18 protein-coding genes are annotated in these 20,900 nt (G+C 60.1%); 7 read left to right on the forward strand and 11 right to left on the reverse strand.

Annotated features, from left to right (window positions below; translation table 11 throughout):
- Window positions 1–44: 44 nt before the first annotated feature.
- The 8 genes from J3R84_RS24525 to J3R84_RS24560 all read right to left on the reverse strand — a co-directional run bounded on the left by J3R84_RS24525 (window position 45) and on the right by J3R84_RS24560 (window position 9,010).
- Window positions 45–950, reverse strand: a complete 906-nt coding sequence (locus J3R84_RS24525; RefSeq protein WP_057224262.1) for a UTP--glucose-1-phosphate uridylyltransferase — start codon at window positions 948–950, stop codon at window positions 45–47.
- A gap of 4 nt (window positions 951–954) precedes the next feature.
- The gene (locus J3R84_RS24530; protein ID WP_057224264.1) at window positions 955–1,971 is read right to left on the reverse strand and encodes a glycosyltransferase family 2 protein; all 1,017 of its coding nucleotides are present in this window, start codon (window positions 1,969–1,971) and stop codon (window positions 955–957) included.
- Window positions 1,968–2,894 (reverse strand): glycosyltransferase family 2 protein, encoded by a 927-nt coding sequence (locus J3R84_RS24535; protein ID WP_113569075.1) that lies wholly within the window; start codon window positions 2,892–2,894, stop codon window positions 1,968–1,970. Before J3R84_RS24535 ends, J3R84_RS24530 begins: the two co-directional genes overlap by 4 nt.
- Before the next feature lie 17 nt (window positions 2,895–2,911).
- Entirely contained in the window at window positions 2,912–3,910 is a 999-nt protein-coding gene (locus J3R84_RS24540; protein WP_057224267.1) for a glycosyltransferase family 2 protein, read from the reverse strand.
- Window positions 3,907–5,109: a glycosyltransferase family protein gene (locus J3R84_RS24545; protein WP_057224331.1), complete on the reverse strand. Its 1,203-nt coding sequence runs from the start codon at window positions 5,107–5,109 to the stop codon at window positions 3,907–3,909. Before J3R84_RS24545 ends, J3R84_RS24540 begins: the two co-directional genes overlap by 4 nt.
- Window positions 5,110–5,214: 105 nt before the next feature.
- Window positions 5,215–5,997, reverse strand: coding sequence for an endo-1,3-1,4-beta-glycanase ExoK (exoK, locus tag J3R84_RS24550; protein WP_082571792.1), 783 nt, complete (start codon window positions 5,995–5,997; stop codon window positions 5,215–5,217).
- Between the two features lie 2 nt (window positions 5,998–5,999).
- A complete protein-coding gene (locus J3R84_RS24555) occupies window positions 6,000–7,115 on the reverse strand; it encodes an acyltransferase family protein (protein ID WP_113569037.1) in 1,116 nt (371 codons plus the stop codon).
- A 410-nt stretch (window positions 7,116–7,525) separates the two neighbouring features.
- Window positions 7,526–9,010 (reverse strand): lipopolysaccharide biosynthesis protein, encoded by a 1,485-nt coding sequence (locus tag J3R84_RS24560; protein WP_057224334.1) that lies wholly within the window; start codon window positions 9,008–9,010, stop codon window positions 7,526–7,528.
- 124 nt (window positions 9,011–9,134) lie between these two features.
- Here J3R84_RS24560 and J3R84_RS24565 point away from each other — a divergent pair, with 124 nt between their 5' ends.
- Together J3R84_RS24565 and J3R84_RS24570 are read left to right on the forward strand one after the other, a co-directional pair.
- Window positions 9,135–10,100 carry a glycosyltransferase family 2 protein gene (locus tag J3R84_RS24565; RefSeq protein ID WP_113569039.1) on the forward strand — a complete coding sequence of 322 codons (966 nt, stop codon included), beginning with the start codon at window positions 9,135–9,137 and terminating at the stop codon, window positions 10,098–10,100.
- An 85-nt stretch (window positions 10,101–10,185) separates the two neighbouring features.
- Window positions 10,186–11,136, forward strand: a complete 951-nt coding sequence (locus J3R84_RS24570; RefSeq protein ID WP_057224272.1) for a polysaccharide pyruvyl transferase family protein — start codon at window positions 10,186–10,188, stop codon at window positions 11,134–11,136.
- A 44-nt stretch (window positions 11,137–11,180) separates the two neighbouring features.
- Here J3R84_RS24570 and J3R84_RS24575 read toward each other — a convergent pair whose 3' ends face one another.
- Together J3R84_RS24575 and J3R84_RS24580 are read right to left on the reverse strand one after the other, a co-directional pair.
- The gene (locus tag J3R84_RS24575) at window positions 11,181–12,203 is read right to left on the reverse strand and encodes a glycosyltransferase family 2 protein (RefSeq protein ID WP_057224337.1); all 1,023 of its coding nucleotides are present in this window, start codon (window positions 12,201–12,203) and stop codon (window positions 11,181–11,183) included.
- Window positions 12,204–12,355: 152 nt separating this feature from the next.
- Window positions 12,356–12,640 (reverse strand): exopolysaccharide production repressor protein, encoded by a 285-nt coding sequence (locus J3R84_RS24580; protein ID WP_057214409.1) that lies wholly within the window; start codon window positions 12,638–12,640, stop codon window positions 12,356–12,358.
- Window positions 12,641–13,424: 784 nt separating this feature from the next.
- Between J3R84_RS24580 and J3R84_RS24585 the strand changes: the two genes are divergently transcribed.
- From J3R84_RS24585 to J3R84_RS24600, 4 genes are all read left to right on the forward strand, one after another.
- Window positions 13,425–14,105: a sugar transferase gene (locus J3R84_RS24585; protein WP_057214412.1), complete on the forward strand. Its 681-nt coding sequence runs from the start codon at window positions 13,425–13,427 to the stop codon at window positions 14,103–14,105.
- 144 nt (window positions 14,106–14,249) lie between these two features.
- On the forward strand, window positions 14,250–15,452 hold the full coding sequence (locus J3R84_RS24590) for a polysaccharide biosynthesis/export family protein (RefSeq protein ID WP_272502213.1): 1,203 nt from the start codon (window positions 14,250–14,252) through the stop codon (window positions 15,450–15,452).
- A gap of 112 nt (window positions 15,453–15,564) precedes the next feature.
- Window positions 15,565–16,848: an O-antigen ligase family protein gene (locus J3R84_RS24595; protein ID WP_113569041.1), complete on the forward strand. Its 1,284-nt coding sequence runs from the start codon at window positions 15,565–15,567 to the stop codon at window positions 16,846–16,848.
- Window positions 16,849–16,862: 14 nt separating this feature from the next.
- Window positions 16,863–17,864, forward strand: a complete 1,002-nt coding sequence (locus J3R84_RS24600) for an acyltransferase family protein (protein ID WP_057224339.1) — start codon at window positions 16,863–16,865, stop codon at window positions 17,862–17,864.
- A 40-nt stretch (window positions 17,865–17,904) separates the two neighbouring features.
- On the opposite strand, the gene galE is transcribed toward J3R84_RS24600, so the two are convergent.
- Window positions 17,905–18,891, reverse strand: coding sequence for a UDP-glucose 4-epimerase GalE (gene galE, locus J3R84_RS24605; RefSeq protein ID WP_057224276.1), 987 nt, complete (start codon window positions 18,889–18,891; stop codon window positions 17,905–17,907).
- Between the two features lie 307 nt (window positions 18,892–19,198).
- On the opposite strand from galE, the gene J3R84_RS24610 reads away from it, so the two are divergent.
- Window positions 19,199–20,839: a TIGR04028 family ABC transporter substrate-binding protein gene (locus tag J3R84_RS24610; RefSeq protein WP_057224278.1), complete on the forward strand. Its 1,641-nt coding sequence runs from the start codon at window positions 19,199–19,201 to the stop codon at window positions 20,837–20,839.
- Window positions 20,840–20,900 lie beyond the last annotated feature (61 nt).

Here is a 20,900-nt window from a genome sequence, read left to right on the forward strand (position 1 = left end):
CTATCGGCCGGCGCCCCCACATCTCGGGGCGCCGGAAACCGGGTTTATGCCGCGCGGATGCGGCCTTCGTGAGACAAAACCATGTCCCTGACGGATTCGTAGACCAGATCGCCGATATCCGAACGAGCAAGAGCAAAGGCGACGTTCGCCTCGATGAACCCATGCTTGGAGCCGCAATCGAAGGTTCTGCCATCATAGGGGTGGGCGTGGAACGCCTGATCCTTGGACAGTTTCAGCATGCCGTCTGTCAGCTGAATTTCGTTGCCGGCGCCGCGCTGCTGTCGAGCGAGAATGCCGAAAATCTCAGGCTGGAGAACGTAGCGACCGTTGAGGTAGAAGTTCGAGGGCGCCTCTCCCGCTTTCGGCTTTTCGACCATTTCGGTGACCGCGAAACCATGCGAAACGGCCGTTCCCTTACCGACGATGCCGTATTTGGAGGCATCCTCCGGCGCGCATTGCTCCACGCCGACGACATTGCCTCCGGTTTGACGATAGAGATCCATCAGGCCAGCCATGCAGCCGCGCGCGCCATAGGAGAGCATATCGGGCAGAAGCAGTGCAAAAGGCTCGTCGCCGATCAGGTCGCGCGCGCACCACACGGCATGTCCGAGGCCGAGCGGCGCCTGTTGCCGGGTGAAGCTGACGGAGCCAGCCTTGGGCAACATGGCCTCGAGCTCGGAAATCTGGGCGTTCTTGCCCGAGCGCGTCAGCGACGAAATCAGCTCGGGCGTATCGTCGAAGTGGTCTTCGATCGCCTGCTTGTTACGGCTGGTGACGAAGACGATATGCTCGATGCCGGCCTCGCGGGCTTCATCGACGGCATATTGCACGACCGGACGATCGACGATCGTCAGCATCTCTTTCGGCACAGCCTTGGTCGCGGGAAGGAAACGCGTGCCGTTGCCGGCTACCGGAATAACTGCTTTTCTGACAGTTCTGATACGGTCCATGGCATTATCCTTTTCTCGTGTGAGGGCTTTTGCCCGAAGTGGATCGTTCAGCCGCCACCGTCGTTGTGGCGGGCTTCAAGCGCGACAACGGCGCAACCAGGCGGCGCAGTCGCACGGCGATCGGCATCCTGAGATGCCGGAGCGCGCGGGGGCTGGAGAGCGCGGTTCTGATGGCGCCGCCCAGCGATCTGGATTTGATGTGTTCAACGAGCGCCAAGAAGGCGTGCGCCTCGTAAAGGCTGCGGCTGCGCTTGCGCTGCATGGCCATCGCGCTTGCGTCGATGGCGTGGGTGCTGAGGAAGTCTGTGTCGGCGGCGATCATCGCATCGATGTGGCGCAGTTCCAGCACGCGCGAGATGGAGCCTTCGCGGATGTGATAACGATAGCCAGCGGAGGGATCGATGATACAGCGCCCGCCTTGGGCAAGGGCCGAGGCCAGCAGGATATAGTCTTCGCCGATGCGGATCTCTTCCTTGAAGCGCAGGCGGATCTCTTCGAGAAACCGGCGCTCGAAGATCGGCTTCATGTAGCCGAAATTATAGGTCGACCTGAAAAGCACGTTGGACTCGATGAAGGCGGCAAGGGTGAGAACCGGTGTATTCTCAAGCGTCGTGTCGTCAAACATCCGGTCGCGCCGGCCATCAAGGTTCAGGACTTCCAGATTGTCGACGGCGATATTAGCGCTTTCGCGGCGCGCCCGTGCGATCATTCGCGCAAGTCTTCCGGGGCGAACCGTGTCGTCGGCATCGAGGATGGCGATCCATTCGCCGCGGGCTGCGTCGAGACCGGCGTTGCGCGCGCCGCCAGGTCCCCGATTGGCCGGAAGTCGGATCAACCGGATACGCGGATCGGCGATAGCCTCGACCACCGCTGCGGTATAGTCAGGTGAAGCATCGTCGACGACGATGACTTCGACCGAGACATCTTCCTGGGCGAGCGCACTGTCGATCGCGCGCGTGATCGTATCAGCCGCCTTGAACGCCGCGATGACGAAGCTGACATCTGGATTGGTTGTCGTCATGGCGCCGCCACTTCCGATGTGCCGTATTGCTCGAGCTCGCGAACGCCGAAAAGGCCGCTGACGACGCCGGCATGCATGACGGCACGCAGGGCATAGCGCGAACGCGCAACCGGCGAGGCGAGCAGGATGAGGATTGCGACAGCGCAAAACCCGGACTTGGCGGTGGCCCGAACGATCTCGACGGCCTTTCCGCTGCCTGCAGAGGCCTGTGCGAGCAGGCGTCCATGAGTCTGGCCCGAGCGAAAGCGTCGTTTTGCCAACCATTGGAAGCTGGCGCGCTTTTCCGGCACGATTTCGTAGACCAGAGCATCCGACGCATAGGCCAGACGGCCGCCGGCCTTGTACATATGGGTGAAGAACTCCGTATCCTCGCCGCCGGTTCGGCCGAGCGCGAGGTTGAAACGCCGGCCGGCAAGTGCCGGCGTTTTTCGATCGAGCAAGACGTTGCAGGTGTAGCCCGTTATGACCTCGCCGCCGACCCAGACGGGTCGCGTCGAGTGGAAGTCACCGCGGCGCATCCAGGACGGCGCCGAAAGGTCATATTCGGCTCGAACCGGGCCGAGAACCGCCTCGGCCCCGGTGGCTGAGGCCGTCTCCAGCAGACGCACCAGCCAGTCGCGAGCAACCGTTTCGTCGTCATCGACGAAGGCGAGGTAGTCGCCCGATGCGTTATCAAGGCAGGCGTTACGGGCGATCGAGATGTTGCTCGCCGGGCAATGCACATAGTCGATCCCGAAGGGAATTTCCGACCTCAATGCGTCGACAAGACCTTCGGCACTTGGCTGTAGATCGTTGTCGGCGACGATAATCCGGATTGCCGTCCCGTCCGGCACGATAATGGCAGCCAGCGAGCGCAGGGTTTCGGCAAGCTCCGGCCGGCGAAACGTGCAGACCGCGATGTCGACCCGAAGGCCGGCGGCCATTTTCTTCGTTGCCTCAATCATGGTGCGACCCGCCTGTTGCGAAGGTCGAGCAACTCACGCCAGAAACCGGCGGACCAGGCGAAATGCATCACCATGGCCGAAACCGCAGCCAGCGGGCCGTAGGGGTTTTTCTGGCCGAGCGCCATCCAGGCTCCGTAGCCGATGCAAGCTGCAGCCCAAAGCACGACCGGCACGACGGCAACCCAGTTGATGACGGCGAGCAGAGCGCCGATTGCGATCGGTGCCACGGCGAGCGGCAACAATTGACGCAGGCTTGGCGCGACGCGATGCTTCAGCACGTTGCGGGCTCGCCCGCGGCCGTAGCTGAAATATTGCCGAAACAGCGGCCCGATCTTTGCCCGGGGGTAATAGACCATGCTCGTTCTGTCGGTCATCCAGATGCGATAGCCGGCCTTGCGGAACCGATAGTCGAACTCGGCATCTTCGTTGTGACTGAAGCTCTCGTCGTAACCGCCGATCGCCTTGAAGGCTGCAATGCGCATCAGCGCATGATGGCCGTGGTCTGCCCAATGGCTTGTGGCCCCGAGCCGGTGTTTGGCGCCGCCATTTCCGAGCTTGGAATTCTGGGCATAGGCCGTCGCCTTCTGAAACGGCGTGAAGCCGACTGTCTCCATGGCAACGACGACGGAGTCGGCGCCGGTTGCGATCACTTCGTCGACAAGCTTCTGGCAATAATCATCAGGATAGGTGCCATGCGCATCGATGCGGATCAGAAAGTCGAAGGATGAGCCATACTCGGCCACCGCAAGATTGATTGCGGCACTCTGGATACGCTTAGGATTATCGAGCGCCAGGACGGACGGATCGTCTTGGGCCAGTCGCGCTACGATTTCGCGGGTGCCATCGGTGCTGCCGCCGTCGGCAATCAGGATGACAGCATTAAGTGGCGCCAGTGACGGACGAAGCTTGTCCACCAGAGCTTCGATATGTTCAGCCTCATTGAGGCAGGGGATGACGATCAGGCTGCGCGTCGACGTCAGATCTGTTGTGTTCATGACAAACCACCTTCGTTTTGACGGGCTTGAGAAAGGGGCGTCGCGGGTTCGGGGGCCGTCGATGCAATCGCCGAAAGGCGCCTCACGAGGTTCTCGCAATCGGTGTGGCGAAAGACCCAGGTGTCGGTGTTGCAGGCGGCAACCCGCCCACAAGCATCGGCGTGGCTGTTGGCATCGACCGCTCCAAGGAGCGAAACGAGGTTGTCCGGCTCGGGTTCATCAAGCAGAAAACCAAGACCGCGGACCGCCAGAAAACGGGCCGTCTCCGTGCCGCGCATGGCGATCGGAACCCGTCCGTGTCGGCAGCCCTCATAGAGCCGGTTCGGAAGCAGCCATTTGGAATTCTGGCCCTCCTCGAAAAAATCGATCGCCCAGGTGAAATCGATCTCGTCGTAGATCGCGCCGAGGTCTTCCGGGCTGCGGTAAGCGCCGTGGAAGGTCATGTGCGGCTCATTGCGAATGAAACCGTCGAAATCGTCGAACTCGGAATAGGCGGGCCGGCCGCGTAGTACGATCTCGAAACGGCCCTCCATGCGGCGCGAGAACGTCGAAAGCAGTTCGAGCGACTTGCGGCAGCGTAGCGCACCGAACCAGCCGATCCGCCAGGGGCCGTCTGGTCGCGCTGTGGGGGCCGCGGAAACCTGCAGGCAATCTCGATCGCCGAGCTCCAGCACCTTGTTCTCCAGCAGCATGACTGGCGTCTCCAACCCGGAGAGTGGGCGGAAATAATGCTCGACGAAGGCGGGAGAACTGGTGATCAAAAGCCGCGCATTGCGTCCGAGATAGGCTTCGCTGGCGCGCATGGCGCGTCCAGCCACGTCCTTGCGCAGAAGCAGGCGGTGAATGTCGAGGCATTCATAGACAATAGGGACATCACCGCCGAACATGGAAACCGCCTTGTTGGCGACGGCGAGCATGTCGAGGTTGCGGGCGATGATCAGGTCGGGCCGGCCGACCGCGCGCAGCTTGGCGGGTAGCGACAGGCAGGCCTTGGTGATCGCTGAGACCCGCTGGGCAAAGCGACCGTCGCGCGTCGTGCCGAGCTCGATCGGATCGATGCCCTCGATCGCGGCCAGTGCGTTCGCGCCCCGGCGAAAGCCGGCCAGCGTCACGCGCGCACCGCCTGCCTTCAACATCAGGATTCGACGGCGAACCGCGGGGTCAGCCAGATCCTGCGCGAAATAAAGTATCTGCAGCATGAAAACATCCGTTTTCGTGCTTAGCCCGAGCCAAGCTTGATTCAAGAAATCGTGCATCGCAACGGTGGCGTTGCGATGCACGGATGCGGCGGCGTTGTGCCGTCCTCAGTTCAATTTGCAGGCGACGGACTCGGCGAACTGGCACTTGTCGTTGGGTGCGGTGAAGGCGATCCGGTCAACCTGCAGCGCTGTCGGCCCCTTGTAGTTAAAGGTGCCCATCCAATCGCTGAGGGTGTCGGTGCCCCACAGGCTGAAGAAGATCTTCTGGGCGTTGGACGGGATCTTGGCGGGATCGGTCACTTCGTGAACCAGTTCACCATTGACGTAGTAACGGATACGCTCCTTCTCCCAGACGAAGGCGTAGTCGTTGAAGCCTTGGTTGGCGCCGCCCGGTACGTCGGCGAGCTTCTCGTTGCCGCCCTTGGCGGAGACGTACTGATTGAGCTGCACCTTTGCCGGGTTCTTGCCGAGCACTTCGAAGTCGATCTCGTCATGCGCCTTTTTGTCGGCAGGACCGATATAGGTAAAGAAGGCTGAGTTCAGCCCCGATCCGTCGGCGGACTTGATGCGGGCTTCGTAGGTCCCATAGCCGAACCGCTTGCGGGTCTGGACCTCGCCGCAGGCATAGTTGCGTTCGCCTGTCTTGCCCTCCTCGAACTTCAGTTCAAGGATGCCGTCAACGACCACCGCCTGCTTCTTCGACCAGGTGCAGTTCTGGTGCGGCCCGTTGTTCCAGCCATCCGAAACATACCAGTGGCCGGTGTCGAGCGTGTCGAAGTTGTCGAGGAACGACGTGCCGGTGGCACCTTCCTGTGCCATTGCGGAGCCGGCAAGGCCGGTGGCGAGACATGTGAGAAGGGCGAGGCGGTGAGGTCTGATCGATCTCATGGTCAGGTCCTTTGCTGTGGCGAGTAGTCGGAGCGACGGCCGGTATCCGGGCGCGCGTTGGCTTGGGAGGAGCCGGTGCGGCTGCCGGTCAGGACGGCGGTGAGGCCCGGTGCCAGGCGCTTGGCAAGCCCATGCGCGGCAACGAGAATGGCGATCGTGATGAACGGGATCGTGAAATAGAACAGGCGATAGTCGGCGATCTCGGTGCGATTCCAGACCATCCAGGAAACGATGAGCAGGGGGTAATGGGCACAGAAGATCCAGAAGCTGAGGCCACCGGTACGCGCCAGGCGTTCGCCGAGCCGGGTGCGCACGAGAAGCGCTGAAACGGCCCAGGATCCGACGATTCCGGAAAGTGCTGTCAGGCTGCGCAGCATATCGACCCAGACCGGGAACTCCGGACCCGTCTGGTAAAGAACGATCGAGAGCGCGACAGCGGCGGCGAGGAAAACGGCGGTGATCGATCGGGCATAGGGGTCGAGCAGCTTGGTATCGATGCGATGCAGGCTCAGATAGATACCGGTGCAGAAGCCGAAAAGGATAGATTTCTTCAGGAAGATGCCATTCGGCAGTGGAAGCACGGCGAAGGCGAGCAGAATGCCAAGCGTTTGCAGCGGATAGCGCTTGATCAGCCAGGCCAACAATGGCGAGAGCAGGATGCATAGCAGCAGATCGCGCAGAAAGTAGAGTGGAACGTTGATCGGCAGCGCCTCAAGCGCGAAAGCAAGGCTCAGCCATTCGCGTGGCGTGGCATTGACCACATCGGGAAGGTAGCCGAAGCCAATATTCTTGAGCTGCGCCACATAGACGAGTGCGAGAAACGCGAGGTTCCACAGAAGGAAGGGAAGCAGCACCGTGCGCGCCTTGGTCCGAAGCGTCTTCTTATAATCGAACGTATCCAGACCGCGTCGGAACATGAGATAGCCCGAGATCGCGCTGAGGCAGGGAACGCCGACGCGAAACAGGCTGTCGCCCAAAAACACGCGCAGCCAGTCCAGAAACCCATAGGTTCCCAGGAACGGGCTGGTTTGCGGATCATGCGGCACATGTACGAAGACGATGCCCGAGATCAGCACGATGCGCATCAAATTGATCCGCGAGGAAATGTTCGCGTCCATAGCCACGATATCCGTCACTCCTATCTGCCAGCGTCATTTTCGGCGCCGTTTCAACAGAGCAGACTAGAGCCCGCATCGAATAAACTAGGGCAGGGGCGTGGATAAAAATATGGCGCTGCAACAAAAGAATCAGCCATGATTTGTTGCAATGCAGCATTCGCCACATTTCGAGTTAGCGGCAAAACAACAGGGAATCGACCCCTTCAATCCTTAAAAGCGCACGTATTGTCGCATGTTGCGGAATATGCTCATATTCTCATGAACTAAAGTCTGTGATTGAACGAACGCCGATTAATTGCGATCAAAAATTGCAGATTTTTTTCGTTGATCATTGTCAAATCGGAGTTTTTTTGCTGCCGGCGGCGCGAATTGCGGCGAGTGTAAGGCAGGGCCGAGCTCGCCATTTACGATCATTCCGCAGGTTCTGGCGAAACACCCACCGCGCCGCGCTGGCGGATCATCCGATGTAGTTTCACCAGCAACTGCCGCTCGGTCAGAACCATCAGAATGAGATAGATGAGACCGCCGATGGCAGCCCCGATCAGCACCTGCAAGATGGCGTTGGGAACCAGGGGGCCGAATCGCTCGAGCAGAAAACGCACGGCAAGCGCCATGGCAAAGGCCGCAAACATCGGCCGCGTTGAGACGAAGAAGCCTCTCACGAACGGCATATGGTCGGCCCGGAAGACCACCCATGAATATCCGACCAGCGTCAGAACGTTGACGATGCAAAGCGCGATCATCGCGTCGATCAGTGAGCCGTTGATGGCCCCATAGGCGACCGCGCCGGTGGTGATGACAGCTCGGATCACAGCCCACCAGAACAGGACGGCGCCCTGGCCGATGCCTTTGAGATAGGGCACGTAGGTGCTGCAGGGGGTCAGGATGCCCTTGGACAAAGCCAGAAGGCCGAGAACGGGCCAGGCCGCCGCCCATTGGCTGCCGAAGAGGACGAGCATCGCTGGTTCGGCGAGCGCCCACAGCCCGAACATCATCGGAGCAAGCAACACCGTGGTGACCTGCGTGCTTAGCATCAACGCCTGCGACCGGCGCTCGCGATCCTCGCCCATATGGCTGAAGGCGGGGAAAAGCACACCCATGACAGCCGAAAGCACGATCTGGTTTGGAATGCTGGAGAACCGGTTGGCGGCGGAATAGGCGCCGGCATCGGAAAGACCGAGATAGCGGGAGATCACCACCATTGGCGACTGGAAGGTAATGAAATTGGCGATTTCGGAGCCCATCATGCCGAGACTGAAGCGGCTTAATATCCATACGCGCCGAAACGAGAAGACCAGCCTCGGTACGTAGCCGGAGACGGCATAAAGCCCGAAAAGGCGGATCAACGCCGATACGAAGAGCTGCCCGAGGAGCGACCACACGCCGAAACCGGCGAGCGCCATGGCGACGGCGACGAGAGCGCCGAGCGTTTCCGAAATCATGCTCCAAGCGGCATCCTTGCTGAAATTCATGCGCCGGGCCAGGAGCGCATAAGCGACATCGCCGCCGAGCTGAAGCGGAATGAGCAGGCTCATGATCTTCAATAGGTAGGCAGCTTCCGGCGCCCCCAGCAGCGTTGCGAGCGGTGCGGCAAAGACAAAAAGCCCAAGCGCCATTGCCATTGAAATCGCCAGATTCGCCCAGAATGCGGAATGGACAAGGTCCATTTCCTCGTCGCGCTGAATGATCAGCGCGGAGGCCAGACCGGCGCCGCCGATCATTGCCAGAAACTGCACGACGGTGAGTGCGACAGCGACTGTTCCGAACTCTTCAGGCGTCAGGATGCGCGCAAGAATAGGCACGGTGACAAATTTCAGCCCGAATGTGCCTGTCTTTGAGAGCACGCTCCAGCCGACGTTACGGGTGACGGATTTGGCATTGACGGTTGAGGGCATGGCGAACATCCCGTGAGCCCTTTGAAAGAATGAGTGACAAAGGACAAGCGAAAGACATACGGCCGCGACCCAGTGGGAGGAGACCACGCAAGACTCTTTGTAGAGAAGCCTCAGGGGCGAAAAGATGGCAAAGCTGACGATTATTATACCTTACTACCAGAAGGAGCCGGGCATCCTTCGGCGGGCGCTTTCGTCCGTCTTCGCCCAGACATTTCAGGACTTCCATGTTTTGGTCGTCGACGATCAATCTCCTTATCCTGTTGATGAGGAGCTGGCGCCGCTCAGCGAAAACATGCGCGAGCGCATCACCATCGTGCGCCAACCCAACCAGGGACCGGGCGGCGCACGCAACACCGGGCTCGACCATGTTCCTGAGGATTCGGAGTTCGTGGCATTCCTTGATTCCGACGACGTCTGGACGCCGGATCACCTCAGAAATGCCTATCAAAGCCTGACGCGATTCGATGCCGATTGTTATTGGGCGTCGATAACGGGAGGCGATGCATTCTACTACCATTTTGGCGTCGCCGATCTCCTGAAGAGCGATACCTGCATCCGGCTGCAGGAGAGCCCGCTGGTCGTGGAAATCCCCGATCTATCCAACGTCATGCTGCGGAATTGGAGCTTTCTGCACCTTTCCTGCATGGTGATCGGGCGCTCGCTGTTCGAAACGATCCGCTTCGATGCCGCACTCCGGCTGGCAGCCGAGGACGTGCTGTTCTTCTGCGATTGCGTGCTGTCGGCGCGACGTGTGGTCCTTTGCGATGCCGCGGGTGCGGAACGCGGCGAGGGCATCAACATCTTCCATTCGATCGACAACGATTCGCCGGAATTTCTGCAGCAGCAGTTCAACACTTTCGTGGCGCTTGAAACGCTTGAGGGCCGCTTTTCGCGCCGGCCGCAGGAAATCGCCTCGATCCGCTCCTTTCAGCATACGGCCCGCCGTCAGGCATTGTGGAGTCAGGCTCGGCGCCTGCGTCGCAGGAAGGTGCCACAGTTCAGGCTGCTTGCCCGCTGGGTATGGCGCGATCCGAAATTATTGCAAAGCGCCCTTGAACTGGCCGTCGGCAAACTGTCACCGCAACGCTGATCACGAAGACAGCATCCCTCAGGAGGGAGAAAGACCCGCCGCTTGCGGCGCCGGACACATTTTTATTTGAGAGAAGGGACCGCTTATGAAGCCCTATTACTGGGAATCACATCACGGAAATTTTGGAGACGACCTCAATCTTTGGCTCTGGGATTTCCTCTTGCCTGGTTTCCGCGACAGCCATGACGACATTCTGCTCGTCGGCGTCGGTACGGTGCTCAATCGAGCGTTATTACCCGACGGCATGCGAAAATTGGTGCTTGGCAGCGGCTTTGGCTATGGCACGCTTCCGGATATGCGCGATGCGGCGGAATGGGACATTCGTTGTGTGCGCGGCCCGCTGACGGCCGAAAAGGTCGGTATCGAACACGAACGCGGCATTGTTGACCCGGCGGTGATGGTCGCCGAGATGCCGGAGTTCCAGAACTTGCCCAAGATCCACAAGCGTAGCTTCGTGCCCCATTGGGAGAGTGCGATTGCCGGCATGTGGCCGATGACCTGCGGCACGGTCGGCCTGCACTACATCGACCCGCGTGGAGAGGCCGGAGCCGTGATCCGGGAGATCGCGCAGTCCGAGCTGATCGTGGCCGAATCGATGCACGGAGCGATTCTCGCGGACGCCTTTCGCGTTCCGTGGGTCGCGGTCTCGACTTCGAACAGCATCAACAGCTTCAAATGGAACGATTGGGCCCGGACGGTCGGGGTCACCTATCGCCCTCGCCATGTCCCGGTTTCAAGCCGGGCGGAAGCGATGATCAAGGGGACCCGGTTCTGGGGCATGGGTTTTGATATCGCCGAGACCTATGGTGAAGACCCGAACCGGCGGCAGATCGACGGAGACCTGGTCGTCGGAGCGACCCAGCCAAGGCAAACTTTCTTGCGTGGAGCGGCCAAGCAGCTTCTGGCGGCGCCGTCGACGTTGGCATTGTGGCAGGCAAGCAGAGCGCAGCCGCAATTGAGCGAAGACCGCGTCCTGGCCGAACGCAAGGCACGCTTCCGCGACGTACTCGATACAGTTCGTCGCGATTATCTCTAAGGGCTGAGATCAAGCGGCGCCCCGAGCGGGCGCCGTTTAGCCTATCATTGGCTCAACTCAGCGGAAGCTGGGAGCAGGTAGCGCAGCCGCCCCGAGCCGCCGAGTCCCACCGGGGCATCCGGCTTGCCCGGTCGCATACGTTCGGTCTTATCGGCAAAGATCCCACCGGCGACTGCCGGAACGGCCCCCGGCTTGCCGAGCAGGTAGGTGACGGCAGCCATTGGGCCGCCCTCGCTCTTCAGGTCGAGAAAGCGCCGATGTTCGTAACGTCCCCGGATATGGCGTTCATGCCGGCGGATCACGGCCGTCGCTTCTGCACTCAATTGATTGTCGGCGAGGATGGCACGGTCGGCCTCATAAAGGCGCTTCAGGTCTTCGGTGCGGTGACTACCGCTGAGCGAATTGCCACGCACGATCGCCGCATAGCCGCAGCTGTGGATGATCTTGTAGCGTGCACCCTTGGCAAGCGCCCGCAGATAGAGGTCGTAGTCTTCCCCGAGGCGGAGGGTCTCGTTGTAAGCGAGTTGATGGCTGGACAGAAACGCACGCCGCATGAGGGGTTTGAGAAAACCGATCTCGCCACGCCTGACACCGCGGCGCGAGATATTGCCTTCGACGAAGCCGGTGAGATCGAGAAGGCGCGGCTCCGGTTGGAACCGGCCCACGTCGGCCGCTGCGCTGGCGGCAGCCGTCTCGTCCATGAAGGCGATGTTGTCGGCGACAAAATCCCAATCCGAAACCCCAAGAAGCTGGGCCAGCCTGCCGGGCAGAAAGAAGTCGTCGGCATCGAGGATGGCGAGGATAGGCGAGCGGCTGATCGAGATCGCGTGGTTTCGTGCTGCAGCCGGCCCCCTGTTTTTTTCAAAGCGCACGATGTTCAATCGCCCGGTGTCATCGGCAGCGGACAGGGCGGCTGATGCGGTCGTGTCGGTGGAGCCGTCGTCGATGACGATGACCTCGGCCGTTTCCGGCTCGGCCAGAGCCGAAGCGACGGCCCTTGCGATCGTTTCGGCGGCATTTTTTGCGGCGATGATGACACAAACGTCCATCGTTGCAGCTGCGGTCATTGTGGCCTCCAGCGTTACGTCGGGCATGGCCGGCATTGGTTTTACTCGCCGGCCCGCCGCACGATGCAACGGGATCATGTCGCAACCGCGTCAAAACGTTGACATTTTTGTTGTAGGCATCGCGGGCGGCGAGGGGAGCTCCCCACCGTGCCCTACGGGTTGAAGTGACCCGGCCTGTTCAAACGCCCCGGCGAAACCTTACCCGCCTGTTTTTCATCGGTCGTTGCGCGTGCGTTCTCGGCCGCCTGCCTGTCGCGCTCGCGGGCCTTCTGCCAGACGAGAAAAACGACAGCCAGAAAATACCCGACCTGCATCAAGACGGCGCAAATCAAGGTTTGAAAAAGGGTCGAGGTAAGCGAACCGTTCAGCAGATAGGTGACGATGGCAAAGACCGCCAAAGCGCCAATCATGCTCGCAAAGACGCGTGGTGCGAACATCGCGCTACCTTGCCTTCGGGGCTGTTGTTGGTGTCTCCATATGAGCTAAGGCCCTTCCCACCACAGAGGTTCAATATATTGGCGGTTATCCCTCGGTTCAACCGACAATAACCGCAGATGCAATATAAGCCGCTATAGCCCCTAAAATGTTTATGTCGCCTTTAGAACAGGCCGCCTCCAATCAAATTCCGTTGATTGCACGGCGTGGGGCGGATGCAAGGAATCAGTTTGCGGCCGGCCATATCGAGGTTGGTTGGGGGTTTAACGGGGCGAAATGTGTCGCTCGATATTCCACCCTCCGTGGGTTTCGCCCTGTTTCGCTCGTCTCGAAGTTGGCCTCGCTCTCACTTTGTTATCAACTTTTGTTACAAGATTCGCGTTTGTGAAGGTTTTGTGCGTGCAGTGCAAAAGAATGCTGCGCCGCAAAAAGCGCCCGTGAATTTGACGGATTTCAATTTACAGAGCGGGAAAATCTTCTGATGCAAGACGAAAGCAAACATCACTAGTTCAAGGTAAGGCCAATTTTTTCATGAGTAAATTCGGTTTGCCCGCGAACTACATCGAAATCGACTGGAAGCCACTTGGCTCGCCATGAATAGATGATCTTCGGTCCCGAAGAAATATTACATATTCGCGATCGATGATATACGTCCGCGAACCGCGGGCACGGCACCGGCCATCATTTCGCCTTTAAAAACCAAATTCTAACCATACACTCATTCTTGGATACGAGTGCGCCCCCACAGGGGACCGACCAATCGCCAACGTAAATGGAGTCTTCTCTATGAAGTCTGCGACTCGATCGGCCAATTCGCCGTTTTTCAGTACCGCAGAGTCGGGAGCATTTCGTCCGGTAGGAGGAATATCGAAGCGTGGCTTTGATATTTTCACCGCTTCACTGGCTCTCGTCTTTCTCAGTCCGCTCTTCCTGCTCTTGATGATGCTCGTCAAGTTTTCCGATGGTGGATCCGTTTTTTACGGTCACCGCCGTATCGGCCATAACGGCCGTGCATTCCGCTGCCTGAAATTCCGCACGATGCGGGCAGACGGAGATCGGCTCTTGCAGGACTATCTCCGCAACAATCCGGGCGCCTACGAGGAATGGCGTGCGACGCGCAAGCTTCAGGACGACCCGCGCGTGACCATTGTCGGCAGCGTTCTGCGCAAACTCAGCCTCGACGAGTTGCCGCAGCTGATCAACATCATCCGTGGTGAGATGAGCATCGTCGGCCCGCGCCCTGTCGTGGAAGACGAACTCGAACTCTACGACGCCGCAGCCGTGTTCTATCTGCAGTCTCGCCCGGGTCTTACCGGCCTGTGGCAGATCAGCGGCAGGAATGACGTTTCCTATGCCGCCCGCGTCGCCTTCGACACGCACTATGTACAGAACTGGTCGCTGATCCGCGACTTCTTCATCGTCGTCAAGACGATCCCCGCAGTCTGCTTTTCTCGCGGCAGCTACTGACAAACGCTGCGCCACGGAGCCTGACGACCTCGTCGTCGGACGCCGGCGCGCGCGACCAGCAACCGGGAAACCGTAATGAAACATCAAATTGCCAAGGGGAGATCGCGTATCTCCCTCCGAAAGCCGTATTCTCTGAAGGTCGCCATGCTGGCGGCCATAACTGTGTTCGGCACCTTGCCTGTCCATGCCGACGAGTACCATCTCGGAGTCATGGACAAGTTGAAGATCCGCGTGGCCGAATGGCAGACCGCAGAAGGTGCTGTGCGCGACTGGTCGGTGGTCAGCGGCGAATACACCGTTGGTGCCTCCGGCATGGTCTCCATCCCCTTCATCGGCGATCTGCCGGCGGCGGGCAAAACGACCAACGAGATGAGCGAGGCGATCGGCCTCAAGATGCAGACGCTGTTCGGCCTGCGTGATCGGCCTTCGGCGTCGGTCGAGCTCGCGCAGTATCGTCCGGTCTATCTTTCCGGAGAAATCCAGAAGCCCGGTGAGTACCCTTACGTGCCGAACCTGACGGTCCTCAAGGCCGTCAGCCTTGGCGGCGGGTTGAGACGTTCGGAAAGCGGACAGCGCTTCGCACGCGACTACATCAACGCACGCGGAGATTCGAGCGTGCAGGTCTCCGAACGCAACCGGTTGCTTATCCGGCGCGCGCGCCTGCAGGCGGAGATCGCCGGCAAGGAAAAGATCGAATTGCCGAAGGACTTGAAGGACGCGCCTGACGTCGCCGGCTTGCTTGAAAGCGAGACTGCATTGATGGTTTCGCGCGACAAAAGGCAGAAACGCCAGCTGGCGTCGCTGGCCGATCTCAAGTCTCTGCTCGAAAGCGAAATCCAGGCACTGGCGAAAAAGTCAGAAACGCAGAACCGTCAATTGGATCTCGTGATCGAGGACCGGGACAAGATCGAGGGGCTTGCCGAAAAGGGGCTGGCGCTGAGCGCGCGCAAGCTCGCGCTGGAACAGCGCGTGGCGGAGCTGCAGTCAGCTGTTCTGGATATCGACACGGCGTCTCTGAAGGCAAAGCAGGATGTCAGCAAGGCCACCCAGGACGATACCAACCTGCGCAACGATTGGGATGCCCAGCTTGCCCAGGACCTGCAGAACACCGAAGCTGAGCTCGATACGCTGTCCATCAAACTTGGCACCAGTCGCGACCTCATGACCGAGGCGCTGCTGCAATCGGCCGAGGCGGCACAGTCCAAGGACGACATGTCGGACGCTGTCATCAGCTATTCGATCGTCCGTGAAAAGGATGGCAAGGCGCAACAGATTGCCGCTGACGAGAACACGCCGGTGCTGCCGGGCGACGTGATCAAGGTCGAAGCCAATCTGGCGATGCGCTAGAGCCTTTCCAAGGAAAAGTGCGAAGCGGTTTTCCGTCAGGAAATGCCTGGAAATAAAGAGATGGAGCGTTTCTGTGACTCTGTTTAACCCGGCTACGCTCTAAGGAATCGTGATGAGGATTTCCAAGGCAAGCCTCGTTTCTCCTGGTGCAAACCAGGCCTACGGTACGTTTGCGCTGGCGATATCGTTCTTCGTCTTTGCCTATTCCTCGCGGTTCGGGCAGGCGTCGATCCTTGTCTACTATGCGCTGTGGCTGCCGTTGGTGCTCGTCGACTATCGAAGCGTGCTCGGCAATTACGGCAGATATATCTGGATCCTTGCTTTTGCCGTCTTTGCCTGCCTTTCCGTCTTCTGGTCGGCAGCGCCCGGGATGACGGCAAGGACGGGAGTTCAGTATCTCTCGCATGTCGTTTGCGCGCTGATTGCCATGCGCACGATCGACATCCGCACGCTCGTGCGCGGCGCACTGGCGGGCGTCGGTATCGTGCTCACCTATTCGCTGCTGTTCGGCGTCTACCACCTCGATCCGCTCGACGGTACGTTCAGCTTTGTCGGCGCCTTTTCCTCGAAGAACCAGCTTGGCTTTTACGCCTCACTCGGGATCTACTTCGCCTTCATCGCCCCAGTCGCGCTCAGGGAACGCGGGCTTTGGCTCGCCGCCGCCGGGGCCGTTGGGCTGATATCAGCCTATTCGCTGCTTGCCTCGCAATCGGCGACGTCGGTTCTGACGGCCGTCGCCATCGTTGGCTGCTGGCTCGGCATGCGCGCCGTGGGCATGCTGTCGCCCGGTCATCGCAAGGGACTGTTCTTAGGTGCTGTTGTCGTCGGCGGGATCACCGCCGTCGCTGCGACCTATGGCGGCGGCGTCGACCTCGTTCTCGGCCTCTTCGGCAAGGATTCCACGCTTACGGGGCGAACCTACCTTTGGCAGCAAGGGATACAAGCCGCTTTATCCTCGCCTGTCGTCGGGGTGGGCTACCAGGCCTATTGGGTTCAGGGCTTCTCCGAACCCGAACGTCTCTGGGAAGAGTTCTTCATCGCCACCCGCTCGGGCTTCCACTTCCACAACACCTTCATCGAGGCGATGGTGGAGACCGGAGCAATCGGGCTCGGGCTCCTCTGCACCGTGCTTCTGGTCACTGTCTTCGGCCATATCAAACGGTTGCTGGCCTATGACCATCACATCGAATCCTCGGTGCTCTTCGGCGTCGCCATGCTGCTTTTCGTGCGGGCATTTGTCGAAATCGACATCATGAATCCCTATCACGTCGGTTCCTTCCTGCTCTACTTCGCAGCCGGCAAGCTGACGATAAGGCAAGGCCGGCGCATCGTCAGCGAGCGGCGCCTTGCAGAGGCCAGGGTGTTGGCGAGCCATCATCCGCAGCTGAGGTTCTGATGGCACCAACGCCGATGAAAACCATCCACGGCATCCAGTATCTACGTGCGCTTGCGGCGCTGGGGGTCGTGCTCTTTCACGCAGCCGAACGAACAGGCCATCACTTCGCGATCGGCGCGGCCGGGGTCGACGTCTTCTTCGTCATCAGCGGCTTTATCATGTGGGTGATCAGCGACCGGCGCCCGACCGCGCCGCTGGCATTCCTTAGAGAGCGCCTACGCCGGATTGCGCCGATCTATTGGCTCGCGACCCTGGTGATGATCGGCGGCGGCGTTGCCGGCCTCTTCCCGAACCTCGTGCTGACGCTCGGACACATCCTGGCGTCCCTGGTGTTCATCCCCGCACGCTCGCCAAGCAGCGGCGAGATCTGGCCGGTGCTCGTGCAAGGTTGGACACTCAACTTCGAAATGTTCTTCTACGTCGTCTTTGCGGCATCTTTGATGCTGCCAAGGGACCGCCGGCTACCGGTGATGGCAGCGCTGTTTGTGTCGCTGGTGCTGCTCGGCCTCACGATCACTACGCAAAACGCGCTGATTTTGACCTATACGCGCCCGGTCATCCTGGAATTTGTCGCCGGCATGATTGTCGCCGAGTTCTGGCTGCGGGGCAGGACCGCCGGGCCAGGCCTCGGCATTGTGCTTGTCCTTGGCGCATTCACCGGATTTGCAGCCCTTGCCGTCCTGCGCCTGCCGTTTGACGAAAGGGTATTGGGGCCGCTGGCAGTCATGCTTGTCGTCGGCACTCTTGCGCTTGAAGCCGGCGGCTGGTTTCAAAAATGGACATTACCGACGTTGCTCGGCGATGCCTCCTATTCGATCTACCTCTGGCACACCTTCGCCATATCGGTCGTCGTCAAGGCTGCTGCGATGATCGGTCTGAATTCAGTGCTGACGCTACTCTGCGCTCTGGCCGCCGGCACGCTGGCCGGTGTTGCGGCTTATCTCCTGATCGAGCGTCCGCTCATTCGACGCACCCGCTCCAGATTGCCTCTGAACCGGGTACGCGAGGCATCCTAGGCATCTAAGCCTGGGGTGCGATCAGCCGAGGTGCCCGATGTCATGCGCCCTGGTTACGGCGGGAATGCCAGTTCCAGGCCGTGCGCGTGATCGCCGCCAGGTCGTATTGCGGCTCCCAGCCGAGGACTTCGCGAGCCTTGTCGTTGTTTGCGACAAGCGTGGTCGAATCTCCCTCGCGGCGATCGACATAGTCGATGCCGAAGCTGCGGCCCGAGACATCGGTAATGGCGTTCAGCAGTTCCTTCACCGTCGTGCCAGTGCCCGTACCGAGATTGAGTTCGACGCTGTCGCCGCCTTCAAGCAGGTATTCGACGGCGCGGACATGGGCGTCGGCGAGGTCGAGGACGTGGATATAGTCGCGTACGCAGGTGCCGTCGCGGGTGTCGTAGTCCGTGCCGAAGACCTTGAAGCCGTCGCGCCGGCCGAGCGCGGCATCGATTGCCAGCGGGATCGCATGGGTCTCGGGTTCATGCCACTCGCCGATCCGACCCTCCGGGTCGGCACCGGCAGCGTTGAAATAGCGCAGGATGACCGAGCGCAGGCCCTTGTACTGGCCATAGTCCTTCAATGCCTGCTCGCAGACCCACTTCGTGCGGCCATAGGGGTTGATCGGGGCCTGGCGGTGCTGTTCGTCGATCGGCACGCTCTCCGGCAGGCCGTAGGTGGCGCAGGTCGACGAGAACACGAAGGCTTCGATGCCGGCGGACAGTGCTGCCGACAGAAGGGTCAAGGTCCCGATGACGTTGTTGTCGTAGAATGAGACCGGATCCTTGACGGATTCCCCGACCTCAATCATTGCGGCAAAATGCAGGATCGCCCGCGGTTTGTGGCGCGCAAGCACCTCATCGAGACGCTGGCGGTCGCGGATATCGCCCTTTTCCAGAATACCCCATTTGACGAACTCCTCGTGGCCGTTCGACAGATTGTCGTAGACCACGGGTTCGAACCCCTTGGACGCAAGCTGAAGGCAGGTGTGCGAGCCGATATAGCCGGCGCCGCCGACGACAAGAACCTTGTTATTTGTCATGAATATCTCAATCTCGGGCTTGGAAGGAATTGGCAAAGTTTTCAATGAACAATGGCCGAATTGTCAATGGCTCGTGGCGCGTTTCGCGCGATCGTCTGCTCTCTTTCCGCACCATGATCCACATGCCGCTTGATCCCAGCAAAAGAAGGCAGGGAGGCGGCCGCGGGTGAAATATCTCCATCGGCTCTGAGGCGGAGATGCTTCTTTCGCTTCGCGCGAAACTTATAGCATATTAATTTACTAGATTTAGTTGATAAGCCGACGCCTAGTCGTACGATAGCCTACAGACATCCAAAGGAAGGCTCCCATGACGACGAAACTGAAACGGCTCGCGCTGACGCTGGCGACACTCTCCGCCTCCGGCTTTTTCCTGCCCGGCGCTTTCGCACAAGGTGCAGGCGATCCGATCAAGGGCGGGACGCTGATCTATCTCGAGCAGCAGGCCCATACCAATCTCTACCCGCCGGCCGGCGGCTTTTACCCAAATGGCGGCATCCTCAACCAGATCACCGACAAGCTGACCTACCAGAACCCGAAGACGCTCGAGATCGAGCCTTGGATCGCGGAATCGTGGACGGTCAACGCTGATGCGACCGAATACACCTTCAAGATCCGTCCTGGCGTCACCTTCTCCGACGGCACGCCGCTGGATGCCGCTGCCGTGGCAAAGAACTACGACGTCTTCGGGCTCGGCAACAAGGAACTGAAGCAGCCGGTCTCGGAGGTCATCAACAACTACGCGCGCAGCGAGGTCATCGATCCGCTAACCGTCAAATTCTACTTCAAGAAGCCGTCGCCGGGCTTCCTGCAGGGCACGTCGGTGATCGGCTCCGGGCTCGTTGCCGCAAGCACGCTGGCGCTTCCGTTTGAACAACTGGGCGATGCCACCAAGATCATCGGCTCCGGTCCGTTTGTCGTCGACAGCGAAACGATCGGCAAGGAGCTGAACCTGAAGGCGCGCGAAGAATACGCCTGGGGTCCGGCAAAGCTGGAGCATCAGGGGCGGCCCTATCTCGATGGTATCACATACATCATCACCGGCGAGGACAGCGTGCGCATTGGCGCTCTGCTTGCGGGCCAGGCCGATTTCATCCGGCAGGTCCAGGCCTATGACGAAAAACAGGTTGAAGCGCAGGATTACCAGATCTACGCGCCTTCGACGCGCGGTGTGAACAACAGCGTCGTCTTCCGACCCGACAATCCGCTCGTCGCTGACGTGAGGGTCCGCAAGGCGCTGCTGCACGCGACCGACGCCAAGGAAGTCGTCACCACGCTGTTTTCCGCCAACTACCCACAGGCGACGTCAATCATCGCCTCCACGGCGCTCGGCTATCGCGACATTTCGGCAAAGCTTTCCTTCGATCCGGGAAAGGCAAAAGCCCTGCTCGATGAGGCCGGGTGGACGGTCGGCGCCAATGGCCTGCGCCAGAAGGACGGCAAGGAACTGGTGCTGACCGCCTATGAATCCCTGCCGCAGCCGCAGAACAAGGAAACCTTGCAGCTTGTCGCCCAGCAATGGGGCAAGCTCGGCGTCAAGCTGACCGTGCTTGCCGGCGACAGCGGCAGCAGGATCGTCGACGATCTCGATCCGCTCAAGACACCGGTTTCACCGGCCATGGTCGGGCGCGCCGATCCTGACGTGATCAAGAGCCAGTACTACCCGAAAAACCGTGACGTCCTTCGCCAAAAGGGCGGCCAGAGCGACAAGGTCCAGAGCTTCGCCGATGACAAGCTGAACGGCCTGCTCGAGGCGCTTGCTTCGGAGCCGGACCGCGAGAAGCGGTTGGCGATTGCCGGCGAGGTTCAGGACTATGTCGTCGACCAGGCCTATGCGATCCCGATTTTCGAGGAGCCGCAAGCCTTTGCCGGTGCGCCTTACGTCCAGGGCGTCGCCTTCGAGGCGGTTGGCCGCCCAAGCTTCTACAGCACATGGCTTGCCGAACACTGACATCGACCGATCGGCCACGTCCATTGCCGTGGCCGACCCTCGCAATGAGATCAAGCAGAGG

Origin of the sequence: Ensifer canadensis (assembly GCF_017488845.2) — a bacterium.
Lineage (GTDB): Bacteria > Pseudomonadota > Alphaproteobacteria > Rhizobiales > Rhizobiaceae > Ensifer > Ensifer canadensis.

Excerpts from the sequence above, each read along its gene's own strand:
- J3R84_RS24525 (WP_057224262.1), bottom strand. The coding sequence starts at position 950 with ATGGACCGTATCAGAACTGTCAGAAAAGCAGTTATTCCGGTAGCCGGC.
- J3R84_RS24530 (WP_057224264.1), bottom strand. The coding sequence starts at position 1,971 with ATGACGACAACCAATCCAGATGTCAGCTTCGTCATCGCGGCGTTCAAG.
- J3R84_RS24535 (WP_113569075.1), bottom strand. The coding sequence starts at position 2,894 with ATGGCCGCCGGCCTTCGGGTCGACATCGCGGTCTGCACGTTTCGCCGG.
- J3R84_RS24540 (WP_057224267.1), bottom strand. The coding sequence starts at position 3,910 with ATGAACACAACAGATCTGACGTCGACGCGCAGCCTGATCGTCATCCCC.
- J3R84_RS24545 (WP_057224331.1), bottom strand. The coding sequence starts at position 5,109 with ATGCTGCAGATACTTTATTTCGCGCAGGATCTGGCTGACCCCGCGGTT.
- exoK (WP_082571792.1), bottom strand. The coding sequence starts at position 5,997 with ATGAGATCGATCAGACCTCACCGCCTCGCCCTTCTCACATGTCTCGCC.
- J3R84_RS24555 (WP_113569037.1), bottom strand. The coding sequence starts at position 7,115 with ATGGACGCGAACATTTCCTCGCGGATCAATTTGATGCGCATCGTGCTG.
- J3R84_RS24560 (WP_057224334.1), bottom strand. The coding sequence starts at position 9,010 with ATGCCCTCAACCGTCAATGCCAAATCCGTCACCCGTAACGTCGGCTGG.
- J3R84_RS24565 (WP_113569039.1), top strand. The coding sequence starts at position 9,135 with ATGGCAAAGCTGACGATTATTATACCTTACTACCAGAAGGAGCCGGGC.
- J3R84_RS24570 (WP_057224272.1), top strand. The coding sequence starts at position 10,186 with ATGAAGCCCTATTACTGGGAATCACATCACGGAAATTTTGGAGACGAC.
- J3R84_RS24575 (WP_057224337.1), bottom strand. The coding sequence starts at position 12,203 with ATGACCGCAGCTGCAACGATGGACGTTTGTGTCATCATCGCCGCAAAA.
- J3R84_RS24580 (WP_057214409.1), bottom strand. The coding sequence starts at position 12,640 with ATGTTCGCACCACGCGTCTTTGCGAGCATGATTGGCGCTTTGGCGGTC.
- J3R84_RS24585 (WP_057214412.1), top strand. The coding sequence starts at position 13,425 with ATGAAGTCTGCGACTCGATCGGCCAATTCGCCGTTTTTCAGTACCGCA.
- J3R84_RS24590 (WP_272502213.1), top strand. The coding sequence starts at position 14,250 with ATGCTGGCGGCCATAACTGTGTTCGGCACCTTGCCTGTCCATGCCGAC.
- J3R84_RS24595 (WP_113569041.1), top strand. The coding sequence starts at position 15,565 with ATGAGGATTTCCAAGGCAAGCCTCGTTTCTCCTGGTGCAAACCAGGCC.
- J3R84_RS24600 (WP_057224339.1), top strand. The coding sequence starts at position 16,863 with ATGAAAACCATCCACGGCATCCAGTATCTACGTGCGCTTGCGGCGCTG.
- galE (WP_057224276.1), bottom strand. The coding sequence starts at position 18,891 with ATGACAAATAACAAGGTTCTTGTCGTCGGCGGCGCCGGCTATATCGGC.
- J3R84_RS24610 (WP_057224278.1), top strand. The coding sequence starts at position 19,199 with ATGACGACGAAACTGAAACGGCTCGCGCTGACGCTGGCGACACTCTCC.